Origin of the sequence: Devosia elaeis, assembly GCF_001650025.1 — a bacterium.
In the GTDB taxonomy this organism is placed as follows: domain Bacteria; phylum Pseudomonadota; class Alphaproteobacteria; order Rhizobiales; family Devosiaceae; genus Devosia; species Devosia elaeis.
In genome coordinates, this window is record NZ_LVVY01000068.1 from 29,127 (window position 1) to 54,266 (window position 25,140).

A 25,140-nucleotide genomic window follows, 5' to 3' on the forward strand; every position below is an offset into this window, starting at 1 on the left:
ACTTCCTGCCCGGAGTTTCAATGGCCAAACGCATCCTGATCACTGGGGGAGCCGGGTTCATCGGTTCGCATCTGAGCGAGCTTCTGCTCGAGGCCGGGCACGAGGTGCTGTGCGTCGACAATTTCTTCACCGGCACGCGGGGCAATGTGCTGCACCTGCTGGAGAACAGGCGGTTCGAGCTGATGCGGCACGACGTGACCCATCCGCTCTTCGTGGAAGTGGATGAAATCTACAACCTGGCCTGCCCGGCATCGCCCGTGCATTACCAGTTCGACCCGGTGCAGACCACCAAGACCAGCGTGATGGGCGCGATCAACATGCTGGGGCTGGCCAAAAGGCTGCGGGTGCCGATCCTGCAGGCCTCGAGCTCGGAAGTCTATGGGGATCCGGAAATGCATCCGCAGCCGGAGGGCTATTGGGGCCACGTGAACCCGATCGGGCCGCGCTCCTGCTATGACGAGGGCAAGCGCTGCGCCGAAACGCTGTTCTTCGACTATCGCCGGCAGCACAACCAGAAGATCAAGGTGGTGCGCATCTTCAATACTTATGGACCGAAGATGCACCCCAATGACGGGCGCGTGGTCTCCAATTTCGTGGTGCAGGCGCTCAAGGGCCAGGACATCACCATTTATGGCGATGGCAGCCAGACGCGGTCCTTCTGCTATGTCGACGACCTGGTGGCGGGCCTGGTGCGGATGATGGCGACCGAGGATAGCGTGACCGGGCCGATCAATATCGGCAATCCGGTGGAGTTCACCATCCGTCAATTGGCCGACCTGGTGGTGGACATGGTCAATTCCGGCTCGAAGGTGGTCTATCGGGATCTGCCGACCGACGATCCGCGCCAGCGCCGGCCCGATATCGGCATGGCGCGCGCGGTGCTGGGCTGGGAGCCGAAGGTGCAGTTGCGCGAAGGGCTGGACAAGACCATCGCCTATTTCGAGACCCTGCTGGCGGCGGGAAAAGCGGCCCAATGAGCATCCCGGATATTGTCTTCCCGCTGGAGGGGCAGCGGGTCTGGGTCGCCGGGCATCGCGGCATGGTGGGCAGCGCGGTGGTGCGGCGGCTGGCTGGGGAAGGATGCGTGCTGGTGGGGCTCGACGAACCCCGCGCCGATCTGCGCCGGCAGGATGCGGTCGAGGCGCTGATCGGGCGGCTGCGCCCGGATGCCATCGTCATGGCGGCAGCCAAGGTCGGCGGCATTCTGGCAACGAGACCTATCCGGCCGAATTTCTCTATGACAACCTGATGATCGAGGCCAATGTCATCGGCGCGGCGCATGCTCATGACGTCAAGCGCCTGTTGTTTCTCGGTTCGAGCTGCATCTATCCCAAAATGGCGCCGCAGCCGATCGAGGAGACGGCTTTGCTGACTGGGCCGCTGGAGCCGACCAACGAATATTATGCCATCGCCAAGATCGCCGGCATCAAGCTGGCCCAGGCCTATCGCCGCCAATACGGCCGGGACTATATTTCGGCGATGCCGACCAATCTCTATGGACCCGGCGACAATTTCGACCTGCAATCGAGCCATGTCCTGCCGGCGCTGATCCGCAAGGCGCATGAAGCGAAAATGCGGGGCGAGGGCGAGCTGGTTGTCTGGGGAACGGGCAGCCCTCGACGCGAATTCCTGCATGCGGACGATTGCGCCGATGCGCTGGTTTTCCTGCTCAAGACCTATTCGGACGAGGCGCATGTCAATGTCGGATCGGGGCAGGACCTGACCATTCTGGAACTGACCGAAATGGTCTGCGCGATCGTGGGGTTCGAGGGCCGCATCGTGCACGATCTCGGCAAGGCCGACGGCACGTCGCGAAAGCTGATGTCGGCGGAGCGGCTGCGGGCCATGGGCTGGGCGCCGCGGATCGGGCTGCGCGACGGCATCGCCCAGACCTATCGCTGGTTTCTCGATCATGTCGCCTGAGGCGCATGAGGCACTGGCCGCCGCGCCATCCCACGACATGCTGGGCATGCGCCTCGATGCCATCGCGCCGGGGCGCTATATTGCGGAGATCGTGGAGGCCGGCGGACGCGGGGAGGGATTCTATTGCTGCATCGCCAATGTGCATATGTGCGTGCTGGCGCATGACGATCCCACGTTCCGGACCATCGTCAATGGCGCGCGCTATGTGATCCCCGACAGCACGATCCTGCAAAGGGCGCGCGCCCTGCGCCATGGCGTGTCGGCCCCGCCGACGCTGCGCGGCGCCGACATGATGCTTGAAATTGCCCGTATGGCGGCGCGAAAGGGCGTCGCCGTCGGCCTTGTCGGCGGGCGCGACGAGGCGGCCCTGGCCGGGCTGATCGAACGGATGGTGGCGCAGATTCCGGGCCTTTCCATCGTCTATGCCTTTTCGCCGCCCTTTGCCGGCATGGATGAAGCGGCGGATGCGGCCATGGTCGCCGACATAAAAGCGGCGCGCCCCGGCGTGCTGTTTGTCGGCCTGGGATGCCCCAAGCAGGAGCGCTGGATGGCGGCGCATGTGGACCGGATTCCCGCCGCCATGCTGGGCGTGGGCGCCGCCTTCGACTTCAATGCCGGCGTGGTGCGGACCTCGCCGCAATGGGTGCACAAAGCCGGGCTGGAATGGGCCTATCGGCTCATGCGCGAACCCAGGCGCCTGTGGCGGCGCTATCTCACCACGTCGCCGCGCTTCCTGTGGCTCCTGTCGCGCGATGCGCTGGGCAGGCGGGGACGGGCGGGGTGAACGTGCAGGGCATATCGCAGCGGCCGGACGGGTGGATGGACAGGGTCGCGCGGCGCGGCGGCCCGAAATTCTGGACCGTGCTGGACCAGGCCCTGGTGAGCGGCAGCAATTTCGTGCTGACGCTGCTGCTGTTCCGGCTGCTGGGCATCGACAATTTCGGGGTCTATGCGCTGTTCTTCGTGGTGCTTACCATCGCGCAAACCATCCATCACTCCGCGGTGAGCACGCCGATGATGAGCATACTCCCGGGGCCGGAAGCGGCAGCGCATGAGCGGGAAATCGCGCATTTCCTGGTCTTTCACCTCATCGTCAACCTGCCGCTGTCGCTGGTCGCGACCGCCGCGCTGCGCATCGCGGCAGGGCCGGCGATCGGTCCGGTGGAGGCCATCGCAACATTCCTGGCGCTGGCGCTGTTCCAGTTCCATGATTTCGTACGGCGCTATCTGTTCTCCGCCGAGAAGGCGTTTTACGGCTTTCTCGCGGATGGATTGCGCTATCTGTCGCTCCTCGTTGCGGTCGGCCTGGCTCTGGCGCTGCTGCCAGGCGACCAGCGGGTGGCCCTGGCGCTGTGGCTGACGGCGGCGGCCTCGCTCCTCTCCGTGCTGCTCATGGGCGGGATGGTGCTGCGCGCCGCCGATATCGGCGCGCCGGGCTTGCGGGCGGCGCTGGCCCGCTATGCGCGCCTGTCCTCCTGGCTGGGCTTCAGCGGCGCGCTGCAGGTGTTGAGCAGCAGCATATTCTATCTGGTGGCGGGCGGATTGCTGACGCCGGCGGCAGCGGGCATATTGCGGGCATCGCAGACGGCGACCAGCATTCTGCCCGTCATGCAGCAGGGGCTGGAAACCTACGTGCCCATGCGGGCGGCGCAACATTTCCGCGCGGCCGGACGAGATGGCCTGGCCGGGTTCCTGCGGCAGAGTTTCCTCCAGGCCTTCGCCTTCGCGCTGATCGTCGGCCTGCTCCTGGTCATCTTCGCCGATCCGCTGATGGCATTGCTGTTTCCGGGGGACCTGGCCGGCACGAACCTCGTCTTCTGGTTCGTGATCATCGCACTGGTCGAGGTGCTGGTGAGCTATATCCGTTTCTATTTCCGCAGCGTGCTGGATGTGGCGCCGGTCTTCTGGGCCAGCGCCGCCTCTGCGCTGGTGGCCATGGGGCTGGTCTATCCGCTGGTGTCGCAGATGGGGCTGGTCGGCGCGGCTCTGGGGATCCTAGCGGCGCGCATCGCCTTGCTGTCTGTGCTGGTCCTGTTTCTGGTCCGGCGTTTGCGGAGGCCGGCATGACGCTTTCGGCCGGCCCCGATATCGCGACGATGTTGCAGGCGTTTTTCCGGCATCTGAATGCGTCCGGCCTGCCCTATGTGGTGGTCGGCGACGTGCGCGACCTGCCGCATGACGTGCGGGGGGATGTCGATTTCGTGGTGCCGTGGCATCGGCTTGGGGCGGTCCAAGGCACCATCCGTGCCTTCGCCCAGGCGCAGGACGTGGACCTGGTGCAGGTGCTGCAACACGAGGCTTCGGCCTATTACACCTGCCTGGGCTGGGTCGGCCCGCGCGGCTATTGCGTGCTCAAGCTCGATTATTGCGGCGATTACATCCGGCGCGCCCGCCTGTTGCTGGGGGCTGAAACGCTGCTGGCGGGGGCGGAGAACATCGCCTTCGGCCCCGGTCTCGCGGATCATTTTAAGGTGCCGGGGGACGGGCCGGCCTTCGTCTATTATCTCTGCAAGCGGCTCGACAAGGGCGATCTGCCCGCGCGCAATGCCGCCTATCTCGAAGCGCTCTGGCGACGCTCGCCCGGCCCGGTGCGGGAGAGCCTGTCGGACATCTGGAGCGCGGCGGATGCGTCCCGCATCGAAAGACTGATCGGGGCAGGAAGCGCCATGCCCGCGGCGGATATTGTTGCGCTGCGACAGGCCCTCTATCGGCGACGACCCCGCCGCATGGGCGATGTTTTTCGCGATCTTGGGCGACGCACCAGCCGCGTGCTCCGGCCCACCGGCCTTTTGGTCGCGGTGCTGGGGCCGGACGGTTCGGGCAAGAGCCTGCTGATCGAAACGCTGCTCGACCAGCAGAAGGACGGGTTTCGCCGCACGCACTTTTTCCACCTTCGCCCCAGGGTACTGGGGGCCAGCGCGGCGGCCCGCATTCCCAGCACCGATCCGCATGCCCAGCCCGCCTATGGTCCGATCAAGTCGCTAGCCAAGCTGGGCTATATGACGGCCGACTATCTCCTGGGTCATTGGTTCAGGGTGCGCCCGGCCAAGGTGCGCTCGGGGCTGGTGGTTTTCGACCGCTATTACCACGACCTGCTCGTCGATCCGCGCCGTTCGCGCTATGGCGGGTCGGAATGGCTGGTGCGGCTGGTGGGGCTGGCGGTGCCCAAACCCGACCTGATGCTGGTGCTCGACGCCGAGGTCGATACGATCCTGGCGCGCAAGCAGGAGGTGACGCGGGCGGAATGCGTTCGGCAGGTCGCGGCCTATCGGGCGCTGGCCGATGGCCATGATTTCGTGCGGCTGATCGATGCCAACCAGACCCCCGAGGCGGTGGCGGCCGCGGCCAATCGGGCGATCGCCGGCTTCATGGCGGAACGGATGCGGCGGCGCCATGGGTGAGCTGGACGTATTGCGGGCGCAGCTATGGCCGGTGCTGCCGGCATCGGAGGGGCCGTATTTCGGCGTGCCCAAGGGCGAGACTCTACGCTGGATCCTGCCGAACGACCGGCGGGCCAGTGCGGCGGCCTTGGCGGGGTGGCGGCCCTATTCCCCCGCGTCGCGGCTGAAATTTGCGGCGTTCAAGGCGATGCTGGCGATATTGGGGCCGCAACATGTGCCGAAGGTTCTGGCTTTGGGAGCGCCGGAGGGCGGCGGCGCGCTTGCCGGGGTGCCGGTGGTCTATATCGGCACGCCGGGGCCGGAGCGAAAGGCGGTCATCCATCTGGTCGAGAGGGGCGCGGTGACGGCCATCGCCAAGCTGGCCCTGGCGCCGGGCGCGCGGGCGGCGCTGGCGGCGGAGGCGGCCATGCTCAAGCGGCTGGAGCGGGAATTGCCGGACCTGGCCGCGCCGCGCCTGCTGCGGCGTGACGCGGAGCGGGGGCTTACGCTGCAATCGGTGCTGCCCGGCAGACCTTGCGGGCGGGCTTTCACCACGGCGCATGCGGAATATCTGCTACGCCTGTGCCGGCCGGGGCAGTGCGACCTGGCCGCGGCGGCCGAGCCGATCCGGGCCTTCTGGGCCGATGCGGCAGGCGGCCCGCCGCCCGCGCTTCTGGCCCGCTGGGCGCAGGCGGGGCAGGGCGGAATGCCGCGCCTGTGGCTGCATGGCGATTTCGCGCCCTGGAACCTGCGCCGGCAGGGCGAAGAAATCGCCGCCTATGATTGGGAGGCGGGGCAGGCGGAGGGCCTGCCGCTTCAGGATATCGCGCATTTCTTCACCATCCAGGCGCAGCTTTTCGCCGAGAGCCGGAGGCCGCTGGCGGCGATGCGCGCCAATCGCGCGGTGGGGCGCTATCTCGAACGGCTGGATCTGGATTGGGCACAGGGCCAGTGGTTGTTCGCCTATCACTGCCTCTGGGCCGCCCGTGCGGCGCGGGGGCGCGGCGACGTCGACGCGGCGGATTTTCTCCTCACGCAGTTCAGCCGGGAGATGGCGGCATGAAGGTCCTGCTCTCGGCCTATGCCTGTGAACCCGGCAAGGGTTCGGAACCCGGGGTGGGCTGGCACTGGGCCATCGAGATCGCGCGGTTGGGGCACAGCGTCCATGTCATCACCCGCGCCAATAACCGGCCGGCCATCGAGGCCGCCATCGGCGCCGGGGGGCTGCCCGAGACGCTCCGTTTCCATTATTGCGACCTCGGCCTGCGCTGGATCAGGCTGACCAAGACCTGGCTGCAGAGCCCCTATCTCTACTATTATTTCTGGCAGAAAACGGCCGCCGACCTGGCCGGGGCGCTCCATGCCGAGCTGGGTTTCGACATAGTGCACCACATCACGTTCGGCAGCGTGCGGCTGCCCAGCAGGATGGGCGAATTGGGTATCCCGTTCTGGTTCGGGCCGTTGGGTGGCGGGGAAACGGCGCCGCCAAACCTGCGAAAGCACTTTCCGCTGCGGGGCAGGATCGCCGACGGGCTGCGCGATCTCTCCAACTGGCTGATCCGCTTCGACCCGCTGATGCACCGCAGCTTTGCCGCGGCGGAGCGCATCCTGCTCAAGACCCCGGACAGTCTCTGGTGCATTCCGGCGCGCTATCGTCACAAATGCGTCGCCACGCTGGAAATCGGCATCGACCCGAGCGCCATCGCCGTTTCCGGCCCCCGCCCGGCGGGGCGAGACAAGCGCGTGCTCTTCGTGGGCCGGCATCTCTACTGGAAGGGCATGGGCCTGGGTCTGCGCGCCTTCGCGCTGGCCCTTCAGCGCGAGCCCGACCTGCGCCTCACCATGGTGGGCACCGGCCCCGAGACCCGCCGCTGGCAGAAACTGGCACGCGATCTGGGCATCGCACATGCCGTTGCGTGGCGCGGCTGGCTCGACCGCGCGGCAGTGATGAAAAGCTATGCCGAGCACGATCTTTTCCTCTTTCCAAGCCTGCACGATTCCAGCGGCAACGTCATCCTGGAAGCGGCAGCAAACGGCCTGCCGGTGCTGTGCTTCGATCTCGGCGGGCCGGGGATGATCGTGGATGAAGCCGTTGGCCGGCGCGTTTCGGCACGCGGTACCGAGGCTGAGGTAGTGCAGCGCCTGGCCGACGCGCTGCGGCTTCTTCTTGCCGCCTCCCCTGCGCCCGCCGATCTGGCGCATTGGGCGGCGCAGCGGACATGGAGAAGCGTGGTGACGGAAATTTACGCCGCACGGCCTCCAATGAAGGCGTAAAAATGGAAATCGCGGCGTTTCTCGCTAATCATAGGACGTGTCCGAAAGCTGAGGTTTAGCAGTGCATTTTCCACAAGCCGGAAACGACATCGATGCCGTGAGATCGCGGTTCCGGCCGTTTTCACCTTCAGCCTGGCGGGCGGCCTTTTTGGGCACGGGAATGCTGGGCGTGGCGCTGATCGCCGTGGCCACAAGCGGCAAGCTTTTCGAAACCCGGGAATCCTCGGAAGTTCTGATGAGCGCGGCAACAAATTCCACCATATTGCGTCTGCTCGCATTATTGGTCGCCGCCAGCATTCTGGCTCCTCGCATCACTCGAATTTCCATTCCACGATCGCCGTATTTCAAAGCGTTTGGGCTATTCGCAATTATTTGTCTCGCTTCGACCTTTTGGTCGTCGTCGGCGCTTGCAACGATCGGCAAAGCCTCGGAATTGCTTGTGGGCTGGTTGATCGTCTGTTTTCTGTCGCGCGGAACTGATGGACGCGCTCGGCTGATAGCGGCGTTGCACCTCGTTTTTTACTATATGGCAGCGCAAGTGGTCGTCGTGACCTTATTGTACGTATTGGGTGTTCCCGGATTTTCGGAGCGCGGCGCCGGCGGCATCACCGACCTGCTGGGCTCCAGAAGCGTGGCGCCGTTCATATCCGCCAATTCCCTGGGTTATTATTCCGCAGCGCTTATTCTCCTCGTGTTCGGGACGTTTTTGTCCAGCCGACTAAGATTGAGAACAGCATTCTTTCTGCTTTGCGTTTTTTCAATCACTCTGGTTAGCTCCGGAAGCAGGACGTCCCTTGTCATGGCGGTGCTTGGCATCCTGATTTTGTGGCTGAATGGGAAAAGGATGGCGATACTAGCGCCATTCGCTTTCTTGCTCCTGCTGGTATTGTCCGCGAATTTCCATGCTGTGCTGGAATTTTTGCAAGGTGACGTCTCTGATAGCGTCTTTTTTACTTTGAGTGGCCGGACGGTGCTCTGGCAGGCGGCGATCGATGCCTGGCTTTTGAACCCCGTCATCGGCTACGGCTATGGGGTGGGAAGCCGGACGGCGTTCACGCTCGTTGATCTGCATGGTTTTGCGGCAGATATCTCTTCGGTCCATAACGGGTTTTTGGAAGTATTGCTTGGCGTCGGCGTGGTCGGTTTTGTACCCTGGGTAATCTCGGTACTTGGTCTGATTGCGGTCTTCCTGAAGTCCCGGCGCGATCCTGAAATTTTCAGTTATACAGGAGGCATCTGCATTGTCGTGTTTGCGACCACGGTGATGTCCTTGGGGGCGGGGGGCGCCATGTCCGAACTGGTGCTGCTAATGCTGATCGCCTTCGCTCTCCATGCCAAAGTTAAAAATACTAATCACGACAGTGAACGCCGGATGTGACGCCCACAATGCGCATACTTGTCCTGCATAACCTGTACCAGCAGCGCGGCGGGGAGGACGCGGTCGTCGAGGCGGAAACGGCTCTTCTCCGTGCCGGCGGACATGATGTGCGGATCGAGAAAGTTCACAACGATCAGATTGTCGGGTTCGCCAGCAAGGCAAAGGCGTTTGCCAATGCCGCCTATGATGCAGGGCGATATTGCTGGATGCAGGATATCTTGCAGGACTATCCCGCCGACATCGTCCACATACACAATTTTTTCCCTCTGCTGACGCCGGCTGTCCATGCTGCTTCGACCGATATGGGGGTGCCGGTTGTGCAGAGCCTGCATAATTTCCGGATAACATGTGCCAACGCCATGCTGCTGCGCGACGGCCAAATCTGCGAAAAATGCGTTGGAGGAAACAAACTCTGGGGTGTTTATCACCGCTGCTATCGCGGCTCGCTGCCGGGCTCGCTTGCGGTCGTGAACATGCAAATTCGAGCTCAGCGGGAATCTAGCTGGTTTCGCCATGTGCATCGCTTCATTGCGCTGACCGAGTTCGGAAAAAACAAGTTCGTCCGTGCAGGTCTTCCGGCCGACCGCATTGTCGTGAAGCCGAATTTCCTGTCGATGGGTGCGCCTGTGCCCCGGGAGCCGAGATCGGGAGGCCTGTTTGTGGGGCGGCTGTCCGAGGAAAAGGGCGCGCACCTTCTGATCGAAGCCTGGCGCCATCTTCCCGACGTCGGCCTTACCATCGCTGGCGATGGCCCCGAACGGAAGCGCCTCGAGGCCACCGCGCCGGCCAATATCCGGTTCCTGGGGCAGGTGGACCCTGCCGAAGTGGCACGCGAAATGGCCAGAGCAGCATTTCTTGTCATACCGTCAATTTGCTACGAGGGCTTCCCGATGACGGTCGTAGAGGCGTTCTCTCGTGAATTGCCCATTCTGGCGTCGCGCATAGGAGCGCTGGCGGAAATTGTCACGTCCGGAGCGAATGGGGATTTGTTCGAGCCGGGGCGCCCGGATAGCATTGTCGAAGCGGTGCGGCGCTTCCTGTCCGAGGCGTCCTATGGTCCGCGCCTCGGCGCAGGCGCTCTGAGAAGCTATTTGTCGCTTTATACCAGCGAGCGGAATCTGAAACAGTTAGAGACAATCTACGCCGAGGCCATCGAGCAGCGGGCCGCCGATATGGCGGCCAACAACGTTTAGGCGGCGATGCACCAAGCCTGCTCGAGCCAGTAGGGGGAGCCGGCTGGCAAGGCCCATGCGCCCGCCGTCGTTTGTTCGGTGGCTGGGCCGTCAGCCGGCACTGTTCTGAGCAAATGAGCCGCCCCGGGAAGCAACAGTGTCACCGCGTCCGCTACGCGGTGGAGCGATGTGCCGGAAGTCAGGACGGTATCCGCGAAACGTTCGTCCGATAGATCGGATGGGCCAACAACAATGGTAAAGTCATAGAATTGCCCGGTCGTTACCACCAGCCTTAGGGAGGACGTTGCCCGGGCCGCGCTGGGCGATTGTAGGGCCCGCTGGACGCTGGTCCGCGTGAGCGCGCTTGAGGCAGGAAGTGGCACATAGCTCGCGTCAAGCAAGGTGTGGCTCGCATTGCGCTCGAACAGACCCAGCCTGGAAACGTCGGGCAAGGTGCCGGCGATGACGGCCAGGAAGACGCCGGCGTGCCAGGTTTGGCCCAGGGCGGCGCTGGGGCCGGCGTTGTATTCGACGGGGTTGATGGCGATTTCGCCATTGGCCAGGGCGGTGCCGGAGAAGCGCATGGTGACGGTGGGCAGGCCGTTGATGAGCTGGGTGGAGAGGACCTGGCGGCTGATGCCGGCGGGGGCCGAGGAGCTCATCAGTTCGGGCCGGCCGGCATTGGGGGCGTAATTGGTGGCGGCGGGCTGGATGAAGAGGCCGCGATTGGTGATGGCGGGAACATTGGGCGCGAAGCTGTGCCAATGGCCCGAGCGGTCCTGGGCCAGGCGCGGCGAGGGGCTGGCGCAGGAGAGCACGGACGCGCGCGCCACCGGCGCGCCGTCCTTCATGTAGCGGTCATTGCGGAAATCGAAGGCCATGACCGCATTGGCCGGCCACCAGGCCGGCGTCTTGCGGGCCGAGAGGCCGAGGGACAGCCTGGTCATCAGACGAGCCCCACAATGTCGGTGGCGCTGGTGCCGGTGGCGCGGACATGGGTGGCGCGCACGGGCAGGGCGGTGCCGGCAGGGAGATTGGCGAAGGTGATCTCGGTGCCGGAGGCGAGCACCAGGCGGAGGGCGCCGAAGCCGCCCACATAGATGGCCCTTGTGGTTTCCGGCAAAGCGTTGGTGTCGTGCGGGACGATGGAAAAGGCATGGACGGCGGGGCCCTCCATGCTGGGTTCGCGATTGGAATAGCGGTCGGCCATGTCTGGTCCTCTCGGGTTGATGGACGCAAAGTATGGCCTGCGCCGTTCCGAGCGGGGATAAGTGGGCCGGCCGGCCCTTCAGGCGGGGCCGTTGGCGGCGGCCTGCCGGAGCAGGAGCAAATCCGCCTCGACCATTTCGCGGGCGAGGTCGCGCACCGAAATTTCGTGCGTCCAGCCCAGCTTCTGCCGGGCTTTTCCGGCATCGCCGAGCAATATGTCCACCTCGGTGGGGCGGAAATAGCGCGGATCGACCTCGACCAGCACCCGGCCATTATCGGCGTCGATGCCTTTTTCATCCACGCCGCTGCCCTGCCATTGCAGGTTTATGCCGATATCCTCGAAGGCCCATTGTACGAAATTGCGCACCGGGGTGGTGGTGCCGGTGGCCAGCACGTAATCGTCGGGCTCGTCCTGCTGGAGCATCAGCCACATGCCGCGCACATATTCGCGCGCATGGCCCCAATCGCGCCGCGCATCGAGATTGCCCAGATAGAGCTTGTCCTGGCGGCCCAGGCTGATGGCCGCGACGGCGCGGGTGATCTTGCGGGTAACGAAGGTTTCCCCGCGCAGCGGGCTTTCGTGATTGAAGAGGATGCCATTGCTGGCATGCAGGCCGTAGGCCTCGCGGTAATTCACCACGATCCAATAGGCATAGAGCTTGGCCACGGCATAGGGCGAGCGGGGATAAAAGGGTGTGGTCTCGCGCTGCGGGGTTTCCTGCACCAGGCCGTAAAGCTCGGAGGTGGAGGCCTGATAGAAGCGGGATTTGTTCTCGAGGCCGAGGATGCGGATGGCCTCGAGCAGGCGCAATGTGCCCAGGCCATCGGCATTGGCGGTATATTCGGGGGTCTCGAAACTCACCTGGACGTGGCTCTGGGCGGCGAGGTTGTAAATCTCGTCCGGCTGGGTCTCCTGCATGATGCGGATCAGATTGGTGGAATCCGTCATGTCGCCAAAATGCAGGGTGAAGCGGGGATCGAGCTCGTGCGGATCCTGGTAGATATCCTCGATGCGGCCGGTATTGAACGAGGAGGAGCGGCGCTTGACGCCATGCACGACATAGCCCTTGTCCAGCAGCAGATGGGCGAGATAGGCGCCATCCTGCCCGGTAATGCCGGTGATCAGCGCGGTCTTGCTCTGGGTCATGCCATGCCTTCCCTGTGGTTCGACCGGTTCGTTCGCGCCACCATTGCGCGCTGGACTGTTCAGGCTTCCTGGTAATATCCGCTATATTTGCGCAGGTAGGACCGTTCGGACCCGGCCTGCTGGTTGAGGACGGCGAGCAGGCGCGCATCGGGGCGCATCGCCTTGCCCAGCGCGTTGAGCACCTTGCCGGCTTCCTGTTGGCCGGTATGGGCCCAGCGCACGCAGAGCACGGCCACATCGGCATGCGGGGCGATGTATAGACCGTCGATCACGGGGCCGATGGGCGGAGTATCGACCACGACGACGTCGAAGGTCTTGCGCGCCGCATCGAGCAGATCGACGAAGCGACTATTGGCCAGCAGGTGATCGGTGGGCGTGCCGCTGCGGCGGGCGCCGAAGATGACGGTGCAGCCGCTGAGCGGGTCGGTGGAGGCGAGCGCGGCCAGATTGGCGTCCGAGGTCGGCTGGCTGAGGAAATCGTTGAGGCCGGTCTGCGGCTCGAAATTCATATGGCGATGCACGCTGGGCTTGCGCAGGTCGCCATCGATCAGCAGCGTCCGGTGTCCGGACAGGGCATAGGATCGCGCCAGGGCGAGGGCGATCGTGGTCTTGCCTTCATTGGGCAGGGTGGAGGTCATCATCACCACCATGCCGCGGGTGGCCTCGCCACGGGTCGAGGTCCTGTTGGTCTGCTGTTCGGTGGCGGCGCGGATGCGGCGAATGGATTCGGCGAACATCGAGAGGGGCGCATTGACCACCAGATCGGCGAGGCTTTGCCCATCCACGGACGGGCGCGCCAAAGGCACGGTGGCGGCGACCGGAATCTTGAGCACGTTTTCGAGCTGCTCTTCGGTGGTGAAGCCGCCGATGAGGTTTTCGTAGAGGAAGGCAAGGCCGATCCCCAGGCCGATGGAGGCCAGGGCTGCGAGGCCGATGATCAGCATGCGATTGGGAAAGGACGGCGCGCGCGGGGTCAGCGCCACCGAGACGACGCGGCTATCGGCGATCTGCAGGGTCGCCTGGGCGTCGAGGTCCTGAACGCGGGCCAGGACGGTCTGATATTGCGCGCGGGCCAGCTCGGCATTCTGCTGCAATTCGTACAGCTGGGCCAGGACGTCGGGCGGCAGCGAGCTGCCGAGCACCTGCTGGCGCAGGCGTTGGCGCATCGCGTCCTCTTCTTCCTGCGCCTGGGCCACCTGGCTCTGCAATTGCCCGATCTGTTCCCCGGCGGTGGAGCGCATCTCGGCCTCGATGCGCTGTAATTCGGCCCGAAGATCGATCGTGGTGGGGGATTCGGCGGTGCCCGCCAGGCGGTTGGCCAGGCTCTGGCGCTGTTGCTCCAGCGCCGAAAGGGCGTCGGATTCGAGCGTGGCGACCAGGTCGGCCCAATTGTTGGCGGTCAGCTCGGCCTGGGCCTGATCGAGGCTCAGGGCAGATTGCTGGCGGGCTTCGGTGAGCTGGCGGATATTGGCCTGCATCGCGGCCAGGTCGGTGCGGCCGCTATCCTGGATGATGCGGTCCATATTGCCGGAGACGAAACTGTCGAAGGAGCCTTCCGAAGCGACGATCGCGGCACGGGCGTCGTTGACGCGCGATTGCAGGATATCGCGCGAGGCAAGGACGCTTTCCACCTTCGAGGAAATCTGGTCCTGGATGTAGATATTGGCGGTGGCATTGGCCAGCTCCGCCGCCTTGGCGGGATCGCGCGAGCGCACCTGCAGGGAAATGAGATAGGTGAGGCCCCGGCGCTGGACCGAGACGGCGCCGGCCAGCTTGGATAGCGACTGGTTGAGCGCCTCCTCGCCGGTGGGCAGATCGGGCGTGGCCAGGCGCAGAAAGCTCAGGATGCGGTCGGAGAGACCGAGCGAGACGCCGAATTCGTCGTCGGTCAACAAGGTCTGGTCCGAGATGACCTTGAGCAGGATATTGTCCGACCGCATGATCTCGACCTCGCTGTCGATGCGCGCGTTTTCGGCCGAGCTGCTCAATAGGGGGGCGGAGGGGTCCAGCAGGTTCTTGTTGCTGGGATCGACCATGATCAGGGTCGAGGCGGAGTAGATCGGGGTCAGCGAGAAGACGATTATGGTTGCGCCCAGGACGCCGATGAGAACGGTCAGCGCGATCAGCCTGGCCTGGCGGCGAAGCAGGCGTAAAATGCCGCGCAGATCGATTTCTTCTTCAGGCATTACAGAATCCCGCTGCGGAAATGGCTGTCTGGTGAAGTTCTCTGCCGGCTCATGCTGCATTATGACGGATTATTGACATCAACTCTAAGAAAATCTTGCTTCTGGTTACCATCAAGACGCAGTGCGGTGAGTATGCCGGTGGCGAAACATCCCGTGTCGATATTGATGTTACCCGCCGCGATCACCGGTTGGGGCGAGGGGGTATGGCCATGGACCACCAGGTCCCAGGAATCGTCGGGCAGGGGCGCGAGCGCCTGCCGGTCCCAAAGCAGCACGGTCTCGTCCTGCTCGGCGAGGGTCAGGCCGGGTTGCGCGGCGGCGTGCACGAACAGGACCGGGCCCACCTGCGCCAGGACCGGCAGATGTTCGAGAAAATCGATGTGATCGCGCGGGACATAGGCGTCGAGCAGGGCCTGGCGCTCCCGGCGTCCGGCATCGGCATAAAGGCTCGCATCGATGCCATAGGATTGCAGGGTGGCGAGCCCGCCCAGTTCGAGCCAGCCATTGTCCCGTCCCGGATTGGCGAGATGGGCGAGCATCATGATCTCATGGTTTCCGGCCAGGCAAATCCTGGTGAAACCCGCCGGCGGCGGCTGCATCAGGGCGTCGATGACTGGGGCCGATTGCGGGCCCCGGTCGACGTAATCGCCTAACATGACCAGCACTTTCGGCCCTTCGACCCTCCGAGCGTCCGCGATGATCTGTTGTTGCAGAAGCTGAAACTGCTCGAAGCAGCCATGCACGTCCCCGATGGCGTAGAGCGCAGCGGGCATTTCTGGGATATTGAGCCGAGGCCGGCCATTGGCCGGGCCGCGCGCGGGACGGGCGAGGCGATCGAGCCAGCTCATGGCTTGCCCTGCCGGATCGGTTGCCAGATCGTGGCGAGGCCGCAGGCCAGGATGGCCAGGAAGATCAGCGTGTTGGCGGCCACCTCCATGCTGAAATCGGCCAGGGAATGCACCGCGGAGGTTACGGTCACGGCGATGGCGGCGGCCTGTGGCGCGGTGTCGAGCCGGCTGCGGCTGCCGCGAAAGCGGATGGCGATGGCTACGAAGCCGGCGGCAACCAGCAGGATCGGGATCGATCCGGCGATGATGCCCAGCTCACTCCACAGGGCCAGATAGGTGTTGTGCGCGCGGGACCAGACATAATCGGCGCTGACCGGCAATTGATGCACCAGGGGAAAGGCCGCCTCGAAGCTGCCGCCGCCCCAGCCGGTCCAGGGGCGCAGGGCGATCATGTCGAGCACCTGCGCATAGAGCCCGGTCCGGTCGCTGGCGGCGCCTTCGGTTTGGAGGAGCCGGTCAAAGAGCAATTCGCCCGAGGTCAGGATCGCATAAAGGCCGGCCAGGGCGAGGGCCGGCACGCCGACAAGGATGGCCGAGCGCAGTCCCTTGCCCTTGCTCGCCATCATGAAGAGGCCCAGCGTGGCGCCGATGATCGCCGCGACGAGGCCCATGCGCGATTGCGTGGCGAGGATCGCCATGAGCAGGAAAAGTATGCTGAGCCCATAGAACAGCAGCGCGCCGGCATTGCCGACGATCCGCCCATCATCGGCATGCTGATGGCTGCGTTCCGATATCCGGCCGGCAAATTGCACACTGGCGATCACCGTGCCCATGGCCAGGAAGGTGGAAAAGGAATTTCGATTGACGAAAGTGCCGGTGGCCATGCCGTGATAGGCCCATTTGTCCATGCCCAGAACGGTGTCGCCGCTATGCAGGGCGATCATGCCGTAGAGAGCATAGGCCATCACGATGGCGAGCAGGCCATCGAGCATGAGTCGCCGCCTTCTGCTGTTGGCGAGCACCTGGATGGCCAGGAACACGAAAAGCGCATAGGCAAGCTGCCGGGTCAGCATCAGCCAGGTCATCCCGGGCGCGACCGATGCCGTATCCAGGACGATGCTGCCCGCCGGCAGGTCCAGTGTGCGATACCAGCCGAACCAGGCGCCGAAGGGAAGCACCTGCAGCAGCAGGGCGACGGCGACCAGGCCCATGGCGAGCGCCGGCCATTTCAGTCTGGCAATGCCGACGCGCAGAGGCTCGCCGCGCCAGGCCAGCAGCAGGACATAGGACAGGCATGCCAGGCCGATTATCACGGCGATGACGCCCCACAGGACCGGGCGATTGCTCGCCAATGGCAGCGGCGCAAGCGCCACGAGCGCCAGGAGCACGAAGAAATAGGCCCGGTTGATGGCATATTGTCCGCTCCGGGCGCCGGTGTGGCGCGTCCTGCGGCTGGTCTGGTTGAGATTTTCCATGGGCAGACTGGTCATTACGGTCCGGTCCAGGCTCGTTCAAGGGCGCCGACGAAGCGCTGCTGGGCACGCGGGGGCAGGGATTCGACGATGGCGCCGATGCGGTCCCGCGCTTGCGGATTCTGCGCATAGAGCGCGGCCACGCGGTCAACGCGCGCAGTTTGGACCAGAAGGCGGATATCGTCTTCGTAGGTGGCGAGCGTTTCGGGTTCGAGGGCCGCGAAATGCTGCTCGGCCAGCATCAGGCGGTCCTCGGCGATCCAGCCTTCCGCAGGCGCGGTGGCGCGGGACATGCGGATGGCCGCATTGAGCGTCGCCTCATCGCCCTCTTGGATGGCGGCCAGCGCGACGATGAGCCAGCCGTAACCCGAAGCTGGGGTGGAGTGGAGGATGTTCTCGGCGATCGCCCGGCAGGTCGCCGGGATGCCGGCGCGCACATCGTCTTCGAGGTAGCGCAGGGGCAGGGCATCGGGATTGGCGAGAACGGTTTCGCAATCGGCGAGGAGCAGGTTCTGCGCCGAAACCGAGAAGGGCGTGGGCGGCGTTTCCATGGTCCAGTGCGAAACCCGCTGCGCCGGGCTGTCTCCGGAGAGAAGCGGCGCGGATTCGACATTGACGACGAGGACGCCGAGCAGGGCGGTCAGGATGCCGGCAATGGCCGGAATAACCAGGTCCGTTCGGTTCACATCCGCCCGCCATCTATGGGAAAGGAAGACTGGATTGCAGCCGCGGCGGGGGCAGGGCGCGAGGGGGTCGGCCGGGGTGAACAAGAGGGCGGATTATGCACGTCGGTCTCCAGCCATAGGTTCACCCTCAACTGTGCCGGTATTGTGTTGATAAGTCGTTCCGGCGCCGGCAGCTAGTAATCCGGATGGCGTTAGTGTCCGTCATCCGCGATCATTTTCCGAGAGGGATAATGTGTGCTTGCCGCGACGGTTGCAGATCGCGGCCATCGCGGGGTCATTCTCCGCGCCGGCCGCTCTCCTCGAGGGCGGCTTTGAACCGCTTCAGGGTCTCCTGATCCGCACCGGGTGGCGGGGTGGCTGGATGCTGGTTGGGTTCGGGTGCCGGAGCGGGACGGCGCTGGCGCCGATCGCGCCAGAGGACGTAGAGCACAAGAAGGCCCGCTGCCGTTATGACGGCGAAGCTCAGGATATTGGCCCATGTCCAGATCGTGTCGCGCATGAGCAATATAGGCTGATATCTTCGACCCAAGAGCAAGGCGCGGCCGCTATTAGGCTTAATCGGCAACGTAAATTGGGCGGCGTCAGAGGCGACCGAATTCGTCCTCGATGCGGATGATGTCGTCCTCGCCGAGATAGGAGCCGGTCTGCACCTCGATCAGTTCGAGATCGATCTTGCCCGGATTGGCGAGGCGATGCACGCAGCCCAGCGGCAGGTAGATGGACTGGTTTTCCGACAGGGTGGTGACGTTCCCGTCCACGGTCACCTCGGCGGTGCCGCGCACCACGACCCAATGCTCGGCGCGATGGTGGTGCTTTTGCAGGCTCAGCTTCTTGCCCGGCCGGACGAAGAGCAGCTTCACCTGGAACCGGTCGCCATTGAGGATGGAGGAAAAGCCGCCCCATGGCCGATAGGCGGTGCGGTGAATTTCGGTCAGTGCCGAGGTGTCCTTGCGCGCGCGCAAACGCTTGACCATCTCGCCCACCCTCTGGGCCTCCGACAGGCGGCCGACATAGATGGCGTCATTGGTGGCGATGACGGCGATATCCTCGAGGCCGGTGACGGCGACATGAGCGTGGTCGCTGATCACCAGCGAGCCGGAAACCTCGCTCAAGGTCACCTGGCCGCTGGTGACGTTGCGGCCCTCGTCCTGGGTGCCGTTCTTCCAGACCGCGTCCCAACTGCCCAGGTCGGACCAGCGGAAATCGACGGCGACCACGGCGGCTCGCTCGGTCTTTTCGAAAATGGCGTAATCGACCGAAATATTCGGCGCCCGGGCGAAGGCGGCCTCCTCAAGGCGAATGAAATCGAGGTCCTCGCGCGCGCCGCGCACCGCGGCGCCGGCGGCTTCATGCATGTCGGGCGCCAGCCTCCCGGCCTCAGCGAGAAAGGCGCGCGCGCCCAGCATGAACATGCCCGAATTCCAGAGATAGCCGCCCTCGGCCAGCATTTCGACCGCGCGGGCGGCATCTGGCTTTTCGACGAAGCGTTGCACCGGCCGGGCCTCGCCGCCGACAACGGCGTCGGACTTGATATAGCCAAATCCGGTTTCCGGATGGGTCGGATTGATCCCGAACGTGACGAGCTGGCCAGAGCCGGCGGCCGCGATCGCCTGGTCCACGGCCAGCCAATAGCCGGCATCGGCGGTGACGTTGTGATCGGAGGGCAGGACGTGGATCACCGCTTCCGGGCCGAAATGCTGGACGATGAAGCAGGACGCGGCGGCAATGGCCATGGCGGTATTGCGCGCAACCGGCTCCAGCAGGACCCCGGCCAGCGGAGCGCCGATCTCGGCGGCCTGTTCGCCAACGAGGAAACGATATTCCGAATTGGTGATGATTACGGCGGGCGCATAGCGCGGGTCCGCCACGCGCTGGAGCGTTTGCTGGAACAGGCTGGTGGGGCCGGTGAGGGGCAGGAACTGCTTGGGGCGGGCCGCGCGGGACATGGGCCAGAGCCTTGTGCCCTGGCCTCCGGCGAGTATCAGGGGGACGACGACAGAACTCATAGACTTGATGTCTCCCGAGGCTGGATCGGCCAAGTGAATATATGTCTATTTTGTAATAATGTCGCTGCGATTTATACGCGCGTGCGCGCTTGGTTAATCCGTGCGACCCGGCAAATACTGGCCGGCGCTCAATATTTCGGGTGCTCTACCTTCGCTGCGGCTGCTTTTCCGCCGGAGGCGCCCGCCGGGCCGTGGGGTTGCGTCGCGGGGCTTTTATGGTGAACCGTTCCTTAAACTTCCCATCATAGGGTGGGCGCGCTTGTGTGGAGTGGCGTGCATGATCGGTTATCAGGCCTTTGCGGATCTCTCGCGGTCCAGCGACAGCAATGAGCGCGGGCACACCGCCCATCTTGCCGCCATGGCCTATCTCGGACATCGCGGCCCGGCCGACGAACATGCCGCGCTCTATGCGGCGCTGATCGGCTTTCTGGACGATCCTTCGGTCAAGGTGCGCGCGGCTTTGGCCTATGGGCTGCTGCATTCCCCCGAGGCGCCGCGGCCGATCATCCTGGCGCTGTTGCAGGACAGCCCGGTGATCTCGCGGGCGGTGCTGCAATATTCACCGCTGCTGGTCGATGCCGATCTGATGCCGATCGTGCGCGGCGGCGATGCCTCAGCGCTGCTGGCCATTGCCCAGCGCACCACCATCAGCCCGCGCATCGCGGCCGCCATGGTGGCGCGCGGCGACCAGGCGCTGACGCTGCGCCTGCTGCGCCGGCACGATATCGCTTTCGCTCCCGACCTGCTGGAGGGGCTGGCCATGTCGGAGGGCGGGGTCGCAGCGCTCCGCGGGGCGCTGTTGGGCCGGCCGGACCTGCCGGCATCGGCGCGGCTGCTGCTGGTGCGCCGCGTCGCCGAGGGCTTGCGCGAATGCCGCATGGTCAAGGGCGCGCTGGCGCCGGAGCGGCTGGAGCGGATCCTGCGCGACGGCAACGATACGGCCATTTCGGTTATCGGCGAGGCGCAATGCACCGATCTTGAATTCGTCGACCGATTGGTGGCCAACGACCAGCTCAGTACGCGGCTGCTGCTGCATGCGGTGGTGACGGGCCATGTGTTGTTCTTTTCAGCCTGCCTGGCTTCGCTGGGCGCGGTGACGCGCGAGAAGGTCTATGTGCTGCTCGAAAGCGGCAGCCGCCCGGCGCTCAATGCGCTCTTCATCCGCTGCGGGCTCCAGCCGGCCATCGCGCTATTGTTCGTGCGCATGATCATGCATGCCCGAAGCGCCGACCTGTCCGACGACCTGGCGGCACGCCATTACGTGGTGACGGCGCTGACCGAGGAATTGCTCGCCGAACATGACGGCGATATCCCGCTCGAGATGGAAGAGGCCTTCACCTATCTCAGCGAGCAGAACGTGGCCCTGGCGCGGCAGGCGGCCCGGGGCGTCATGCGGGCCTTTGCCGAGAGCCGGGACGCCGTGCTGCCGCTACCCGAGCCCGCCGCACCGCGGCTGCAATTGCCGGCGGCGTGACGCCGGTGCAGCCGCTGAAGGGCTAAAACCGGAACTGTTCGGTGAGGACGCGTTCCTCGAGGCTGGTGCCGGGATCGAACATCAGCGTCACGTGATGGCTGCGGTCCTCGGTGACCGTTACCTCGCGCACATTCTGAAATTCCACATTGTCGGCCACGGCGCTGACGGGGCGCTTTTCGGCCTCCCGGGTGAGGAATTTCACCACGGCGCGATTGGACAGGATGGCGCCACGCCAGCGCCGGGGGCGGAACGGAGAAATCGGCGTCAGCGCCAGGAGCGGCGCCTCGATCGGCAGGATCGGGCCATGCGCCGAGAGATTATAGGCAGTCGAGCCGGCGGGGGTGGACAGGATGGCGCCGTCGCAGATTAGTTCGTCGAGCCGCACCTGGCCATCGACCAGGATTTGCAGCTTGGCCGCCTGGTAGGACGAGCGGAAAAGCGAGACTTCGTTGATCGCCAGGGCCGAGCGGGTGATGCCCTCGGCATCGAGGACCTGCATGGAGAGCGGGTAAATCCTGGTGCGTTGCGCGGCGGCCAGGCGCTCGATCAGGTCGTTCTCGTTGAAGTCGTTCATCATGAACCCGACCGAGCCGAAATTCATGCCATAGGTGGGAATGCCGCGATCCATCACCTGGTGCAGGGTTTGCAGCATGAGCCCGTCGCCGCCAAGGGCCACTACGATCTCCGCCGCGCTCAAGGGGCTTTCGCCATAGCGCTGGCGCAGGCGATCGGCGGCGATGTCGGCCGCTGGCGTCTTGTTGGTTACGAAGCAAATTCTGGGGTCCGCCACGCAGCCGCCTCCCGAACACTGCATCCCCGGCGTGCAGCCCGTGGTGCCGGCAGCAGGGTTCGAACCCGCGACCCCCTGATTACAAATCAGGTGCTCTACCAACTGAGCTATACCGGCATCGGCATGGCGTTTAGCATCGCTTTGCGGCGAGCGGCAACAGCGATTGCGCGGCAGGCGCTCTCCCTCGCGCGAAATGGTGGAAATTTTTATTCTGTGCCGAGCCGGCTTGGCGCATTGTCAATCGCCTGCGGGGGCCTGGCTTGGACCCCTTTCGCACGACTTGGATCATTGCCGCACAATTTTGCCTCAAGCCCTTGTAACCCCAGCATTTCCGGCACTTTCTGGCTTGAATGAGCCTTCGGCGAAGCGGTACTTACGGCCGGTGACATGCCGAGGCCAGATTGCAGTGACCCAGACCCGTTTGACGCATTTGCAGGCGCTGGAAGCCGAGAGCATCGAAATCCTGCGCGAGGTGGCTGCGAGCTTCGAACGGCCGGTGATGATGTATTCGATCGGCAAGGATTCGAGCGTCCTGCTGCACCTGGCGCGCAAGGCCTTCTATCCCAGCAGGATTCCGTTTCCGCTGCTGCATGTCGATACCACCTTCAAGTTCCGGGAGATGATCGCGTTCCGCGACCGGACCGCGGAAGAATATGGCTTCGACCTCATCCGTCACACCAACCAGGATGGCGTCCGGGACGGCATAAATCCGTTCGACCATGGATCGTCCCGCTATACCGACATCATGAAGACTGCCGCTTTGCGGCAGGCGCTCAATGCCGGAAAATACGACGCGGCCATCGGCGGGGCGCGGCGTGACGAGGAAAAGAGCCGCGCCAAGGAGCGCATCTTCTCGCACCGCAATGCCAGCCATGCCTGGGATCCCAAGAACCAGCGCCCCGAACTCTGGCGCACCTTCAACACGCGTCTCAATCCGGGCGAGAGCATGCGCGTCTTCCCGATCTCCAATTGGACCGAGCTCGACGTGTGGACCTATATCTATTCGGAAAACATCCCCATCGTGCCGCTCTATTTCGCGCGGCCCCGGCCGGTCGTGGAGCGGTCGGGCACGCTGATCATGGTCGATGACGAGCGCCTGCCGCTCCTGCCCGGCGAAAGGCCGCGCGAGGAAGTGGTGCGCTTCCGCACGCTGGGCTGCTATCCGCTGACCGGCGCCATTCGCTCCGATGCCGCCGACCTTCCCTCGATCATCATGGAAATGCAGGCCAGCCGCACCTCCGAGCGGGAAGGGCGGCTCATCGATTCCGATTCCGTCGGCTCGATGGAGAAGAAGAAGCAGGAAGGGTATTTCTGAGCATGAGCGTAGCCATGGCCAGCCCCAATACTGATCTCGACCTCTGGCTCGCCCAGCAGACGGACAAGTCGTTGCTGCGCTTCCTGACCTGCGGTTCCGTCGACGACGGCAAATCCACCCTGATCGGCCGGCTGCTCTATGACAGCCAGCTTGTGCTGGACGATCAATTGGCGAGCCTTAAGAAGGAAAGCCATAACCGCATCGTGGGCGAGGAAGGCATCGATTTCTCGCTCCTGGTGGACGGGCTGGCCGCCGAGCGCGAGCAGGGCATCACCATCGATGTCGCCTATCGCTTCTTTTCCACCGACAAGCGCAAGTTCATCGTCGCGGATACGCCCGGTCACGAGCAATATACCCGCAACATGGCCACCGGCGCCTCCAATGCCGATCTTGCCCTGGTGCTGGTCGATGCGCGCAAGGGCGTTCTGACCCAGACGCGCCGCCATTCCTTCATCCTGTCGCTGATCGGGGTGAAGCATGTGGTGCTGGTGGTCAACAAGATCGACCTGGTTGATTACGACCGGGCGGTGTTCGAGCGCATCGCGGCCGAATATCGCGCCTTTGCCGAGCCGCTGGGCTTCAAGACACTGGCGGCGGTGCCGGTCTCGGCCCTGCGCGGCGACAATATCCTGCGCCCCAGCGCCCATACGCCCTGGTATGATGGCGCGGCCTTGGTGCCCTATCTCGAAGAGATCGCGGTGTCCGAAGATCGCTCGGCCCAGTCCTTCCGCTTTACGGTGCAATGGGTGAACCGGCCCGATCTCGATTTTCGCGGCTTTTCGGGCACGATCGCATCCGGGACCGTCGCGGTGGGCGATGACGTGCTCATCGCCTCGTCTCGAAAACCGGCGCGGGTCAGCCGGATCGTGACTATGGATGGCGACCTGACCCGGGCCGTGGCCGGGCAGGCGGTGACGTTGGTGCTCGACCGTGAGGTGGATGTCTCCCGCGGCGACGTGCTCTCGCATCCGGGCGAGACGCCGGAATTCTCCAATCAGTTTCAGGCCAGGCTGGTCTGGATGAACGAGGAAGCGGCCTTTCCCGGGCGCTCCTATCTGCTCAAGATCGGCGCGCAGACCGTGCCGGCCACGATCACCGACCTGAAGTACCGCACCAACGTCAATACGCTGGAGCGGAGCGCCGCGACCAAGATCGATCTCAATGAAGTGGCGACGGTCACCATTGCCACTGACAAGCCTATTGCCTTCGATCCCTATGCGGCCAATGCGCTGACCGGCGGCTTCATCCTCATCGACAGGCTGTCCAACGCCACTTTGGGGGCAGGGGCCATCGAGTTCGGCCTGCGCCGGGCGCAGAACCTGACCTATCAGAATTTCGATGTGAACCGGGAGGTTCGCGCCCGGATGAAAGGGCAGGCGCCCCGTATCGTCTGGTTCACCGGCCTGTCCGGCTCGGGCAAGTCCTCCATTGCCAACCTGCTCGAAAAGCGCCTCACCGCCGAGGGCCGTCACGCCTATATCCTGGATGGCGACAATGTGCGGCACGGGCTCAACAAGGATCTCGGCTTCACCGAGGCGGCGCGCGTCGAAAATATCCGCCGGGTCGCCGAAGTCGCGCGGCTGATGGCCGATGCGGGGCTGGTTGTGCTGGTCTCGTTCATCTCGCCCTTCGAGAAGGAGCGCCGCCTGGCCCGCGAAATCGCCGGCGATATCGACTTCACCGAGGTCTATGTCGATACCCCGCTCGACGTCTGCGAGGCCCGCGATCCCAAGGGCCTCTACAAGAAGGCGCGCGCCGGCGAGATCAAGAATTTCACCGGCATCGATTCTCCGTTCGAAGCACCGAGCAATCCCGAACTGGTGCTGCATGGCGCGGAAGAAGAGCCGGCGGTACTGGCGGATCAGTTGCACGGCTGGCTGAAGTTTTAGGGCTTGTCCTTTGCACAGGTCGTCACCCTCGGGTCAAGCCCGAGGGTGACG

21 protein-coding genes, 1 tRNA gene and 1 pseudogene are annotated in these 25,140 nt (G+C 64.4%); 12 read left to right on the forward strand and 11 right to left on the reverse strand.

Features of this window, described 5'->3' with window-relative positions; all coding sequences use genetic code 11:
- The first annotated feature begins 20 nt into the window (after nucleotides 1-20).
- The 9 genes and pseudogenes from A3840_RS05565 to A3840_RS05605 all read left to right on the forward strand — a co-directional run bounded on the left by A3840_RS05565 (nucleotide 21) and on the right by A3840_RS05605 (nucleotide 10,148).
- Entirely contained in the window at nucleotides 21-977 is a 957-nt protein-coding gene (locus A3840_RS05565) for a UDP-glucuronic acid decarboxylase family protein (RefSeq protein WP_067453165.1), read from the forward strand.
- Nucleotides 974-1,923 (forward strand): annotated as a pseudogene (gene fcl / locus A3840_RS05570) (GDP-L-fucose synthase). The gene A3840_RS05565 and the pseudogene fcl overlap by 4 nt, the downstream one beginning before the upstream one ends.
- Complete coding sequence (locus A3840_RS05575; protein ID WP_082903676.1) at nucleotides 1,913-2,707, forward strand: WecB/TagA/CpsF family glycosyltransferase; 795 nt, start codon at nucleotides 1,913-1,915, stop codon at nucleotides 2,705-2,707. Before fcl ends, A3840_RS05575 begins: the two are co-directional and overlap by 11 nt.
- 35 nt (nucleotides 2,708-2,742) lie before the next feature.
- Nucleotides 2,743-3,990, forward strand: coding sequence for a lipopolysaccharide biosynthesis protein (locus tag A3840_RS05580; RefSeq protein ID WP_067453168.1), 1,248 nt, complete (start codon nucleotides 2,743-2,745; stop codon nucleotides 3,988-3,990).
- A complete protein-coding gene (locus A3840_RS05585) occupies nucleotides 3,987-5,324 on the forward strand; it encodes a hypothetical protein (RefSeq protein WP_067453170.1) in 1,338 nt (445 codons plus the stop codon). The genes A3840_RS05580 and A3840_RS05585 overlap by 4 nt, the downstream gene beginning before the upstream one ends.
- Nucleotides 5,317-6,366 carry a phosphotransferase gene (locus tag A3840_RS19625; RefSeq protein WP_067453173.1) on the forward strand — a complete coding sequence of 350 codons (1,050 nt, stop codon included), beginning with the start codon at nucleotides 5,317-5,319 and terminating at the stop codon, nucleotides 6,364-6,366. Before A3840_RS05585 ends, A3840_RS19625 begins: the two co-directional genes overlap by 8 nt.
- The gene (locus A3840_RS05595) at nucleotides 6,363-7,577 is read left to right on the forward strand and encodes a glycosyltransferase family 4 protein (RefSeq protein WP_067453175.1); all 1,215 of its coding nucleotides are present in this window, start codon (nucleotides 6,363-6,365) and stop codon (nucleotides 7,575-7,577) included. The genes A3840_RS19625 and A3840_RS05595 overlap by 4 nt, the downstream gene beginning before the upstream one ends.
- A 61-nt stretch (nucleotides 7,578-7,638) precedes the next feature.
- The gene (locus A3840_RS05600; RefSeq protein WP_131798257.1) at nucleotides 7,639-8,955 is read left to right on the forward strand and encodes an O-antigen ligase family protein; all 1,317 of its coding nucleotides are present in this window, start codon (nucleotides 7,639-7,641) and stop codon (nucleotides 8,953-8,955) included.
- An 8-nt stretch (nucleotides 8,956-8,963) separates the two neighbouring features.
- A complete protein-coding gene (locus tag A3840_RS05605) occupies nucleotides 8,964-10,148 on the forward strand; it encodes a glycosyltransferase family 4 protein (RefSeq protein ID WP_067453181.1) in 1,185 nt (394 codons plus the stop codon).
- On the opposite strand, the gene A3840_RS05610 is transcribed toward A3840_RS05605, so the two are convergent.
- The 9 genes from A3840_RS05610 to A3840_RS05650 all read right to left on the reverse strand — a co-directional run bounded on the left by A3840_RS05610 (nucleotide 10,145) and on the right by A3840_RS05650 (nucleotide 19,621).
- The gene (locus A3840_RS05610) at nucleotides 10,145-11,074 is read right to left on the reverse strand and encodes a hypothetical protein (RefSeq protein ID WP_067453184.1); all 930 of its coding nucleotides are present in this window, start codon (nucleotides 11,072-11,074) and stop codon (nucleotides 10,145-10,147) included. The two genes, A3840_RS05605 and A3840_RS05610, sit on opposite strands and share 4 nt — an antisense overlap.
- Nucleotides 11,074-11,337: a spike base protein, RCAP_Rcc01079 family gene (locus A3840_RS05615; RefSeq protein ID WP_067453187.1), complete on the reverse strand. Its 264-nt coding sequence runs from the start codon at nucleotides 11,335-11,337 to the stop codon at nucleotides 11,074-11,076. Before A3840_RS05615 ends, A3840_RS05610 begins: the two co-directional genes overlap by 1 nt.
- Before the next feature lie 78 nt (nucleotides 11,338-11,415).
- Complete coding sequence (gene gmd, locus A3840_RS05620; protein WP_067453190.1) at nucleotides 11,416-12,483, reverse strand: GDP-mannose 4,6-dehydratase; 1,068 nt, start codon at nucleotides 12,481-12,483, stop codon at nucleotides 11,416-11,418.
- 59 nt (nucleotides 12,484-12,542) lie between these two features.
- Nucleotides 12,543-14,669, reverse strand: a complete 2,127-nt coding sequence (locus A3840_RS05625) for a GumC family protein (RefSeq protein WP_067453194.1) — start codon at nucleotides 14,667-14,669, stop codon at nucleotides 12,543-12,545.
- 59 nt (nucleotides 14,670-14,728) lie between these two features.
- Entirely contained in the window at nucleotides 14,729-15,517 is a 789-nt protein-coding gene (locus A3840_RS05630; RefSeq protein WP_067453197.1) for a metallophosphoesterase, read from the reverse strand.
- Entirely contained in the window at nucleotides 15,514-16,947 is a 1,434-nt protein-coding gene (locus tag A3840_RS05635; RefSeq protein WP_067453200.1) for an O-antigen ligase family protein, read from the reverse strand. Before A3840_RS05635 ends, A3840_RS05630 begins: the two co-directional genes overlap by 4 nt.
- Nucleotides 16,947-17,615: a hypothetical protein gene (locus A3840_RS05640; protein ID WP_067453202.1), complete on the reverse strand. Its 669-nt coding sequence runs from the start codon at nucleotides 17,613-17,615 to the stop codon at nucleotides 16,947-16,949. The genes A3840_RS05635 and A3840_RS05640 overlap by 1 nt, the downstream gene beginning before the upstream one ends.
- A gap of 274 nt (nucleotides 17,616-17,889) precedes the next feature.
- Nucleotides 17,890-18,114 carry a hypothetical protein gene (locus A3840_RS05645; protein ID WP_067453205.1) on the reverse strand — a complete coding sequence of 75 codons (225 nt, stop codon included), beginning with the start codon at nucleotides 18,112-18,114 and terminating at the stop codon, nucleotides 17,890-17,892.
- An 82-nt stretch (nucleotides 18,115-18,196) separates the two neighbouring features.
- Nucleotides 18,197-19,621: a mannose-1-phosphate guanylyltransferase/mannose-6-phosphate isomerase gene (locus A3840_RS05650; RefSeq protein ID WP_067453208.1), complete on the reverse strand. Its 1,425-nt coding sequence runs from the start codon at nucleotides 19,619-19,621 to the stop codon at nucleotides 18,197-18,199.
- Between the two features lie 277 nt (nucleotides 19,622-19,898).
- Here A3840_RS05650 and A3840_RS05655 point away from each other — a divergent pair, with 277 nt between their 5' ends.
- Nucleotides 19,899-21,095 (forward strand): DUF2336 domain-containing protein, encoded by a 1,197-nt coding sequence (locus tag A3840_RS05655; protein WP_067453211.1) that lies wholly within the window; start codon nucleotides 19,899-19,901, stop codon nucleotides 21,093-21,095.
- Nucleotides 21,096-21,117: 22 nt separating this feature from the next.
- On the opposite strand, the gene A3840_RS05660 is transcribed toward A3840_RS05655, so the two are convergent.
- Both A3840_RS05660 and A3840_RS05665 read right to left on the reverse strand, forming a co-directional pair.
- The gene (locus A3840_RS05660) at nucleotides 21,118-21,885 is read right to left on the reverse strand and encodes an NAD kinase (protein ID WP_165603129.1); all 768 of its coding nucleotides are present in this window, start codon (nucleotides 21,883-21,885) and stop codon (nucleotides 21,118-21,120) included.
- Nucleotides 21,886-21,926: 41 nt separating this feature from the next.
- Nucleotides 21,927-22,002, reverse strand: a tRNA-Thr gene (locus A3840_RS05665).
- Between the two features lie 289 nt (nucleotides 22,003-22,291).
- On the opposite strand from A3840_RS05665, the gene cysD reads away from it, so the two are divergent.
- Nucleotides 22,292-23,200 carry a sulfate adenylyltransferase subunit CysD gene (gene cysD / locus A3840_RS05670; protein ID WP_067453216.1) on the forward strand — a complete coding sequence of 303 codons (909 nt, stop codon included), beginning with the start codon at nucleotides 22,292-22,294 and terminating at the stop codon, nucleotides 23,198-23,200.
- Nucleotides 23,201-23,202: 2 nt separating this feature from the next.
- Nucleotides 23,203-25,089: a sulfate adenylyltransferase subunit CysN gene (gene cysN / locus A3840_RS05675; RefSeq protein ID WP_109442285.1), complete on the forward strand. Its 1,887-nt coding sequence runs from the start codon at nucleotides 23,203-23,205 to the stop codon at nucleotides 25,087-25,089.
- Nucleotides 25,090-25,140: the final 51 nt, after the last annotated feature.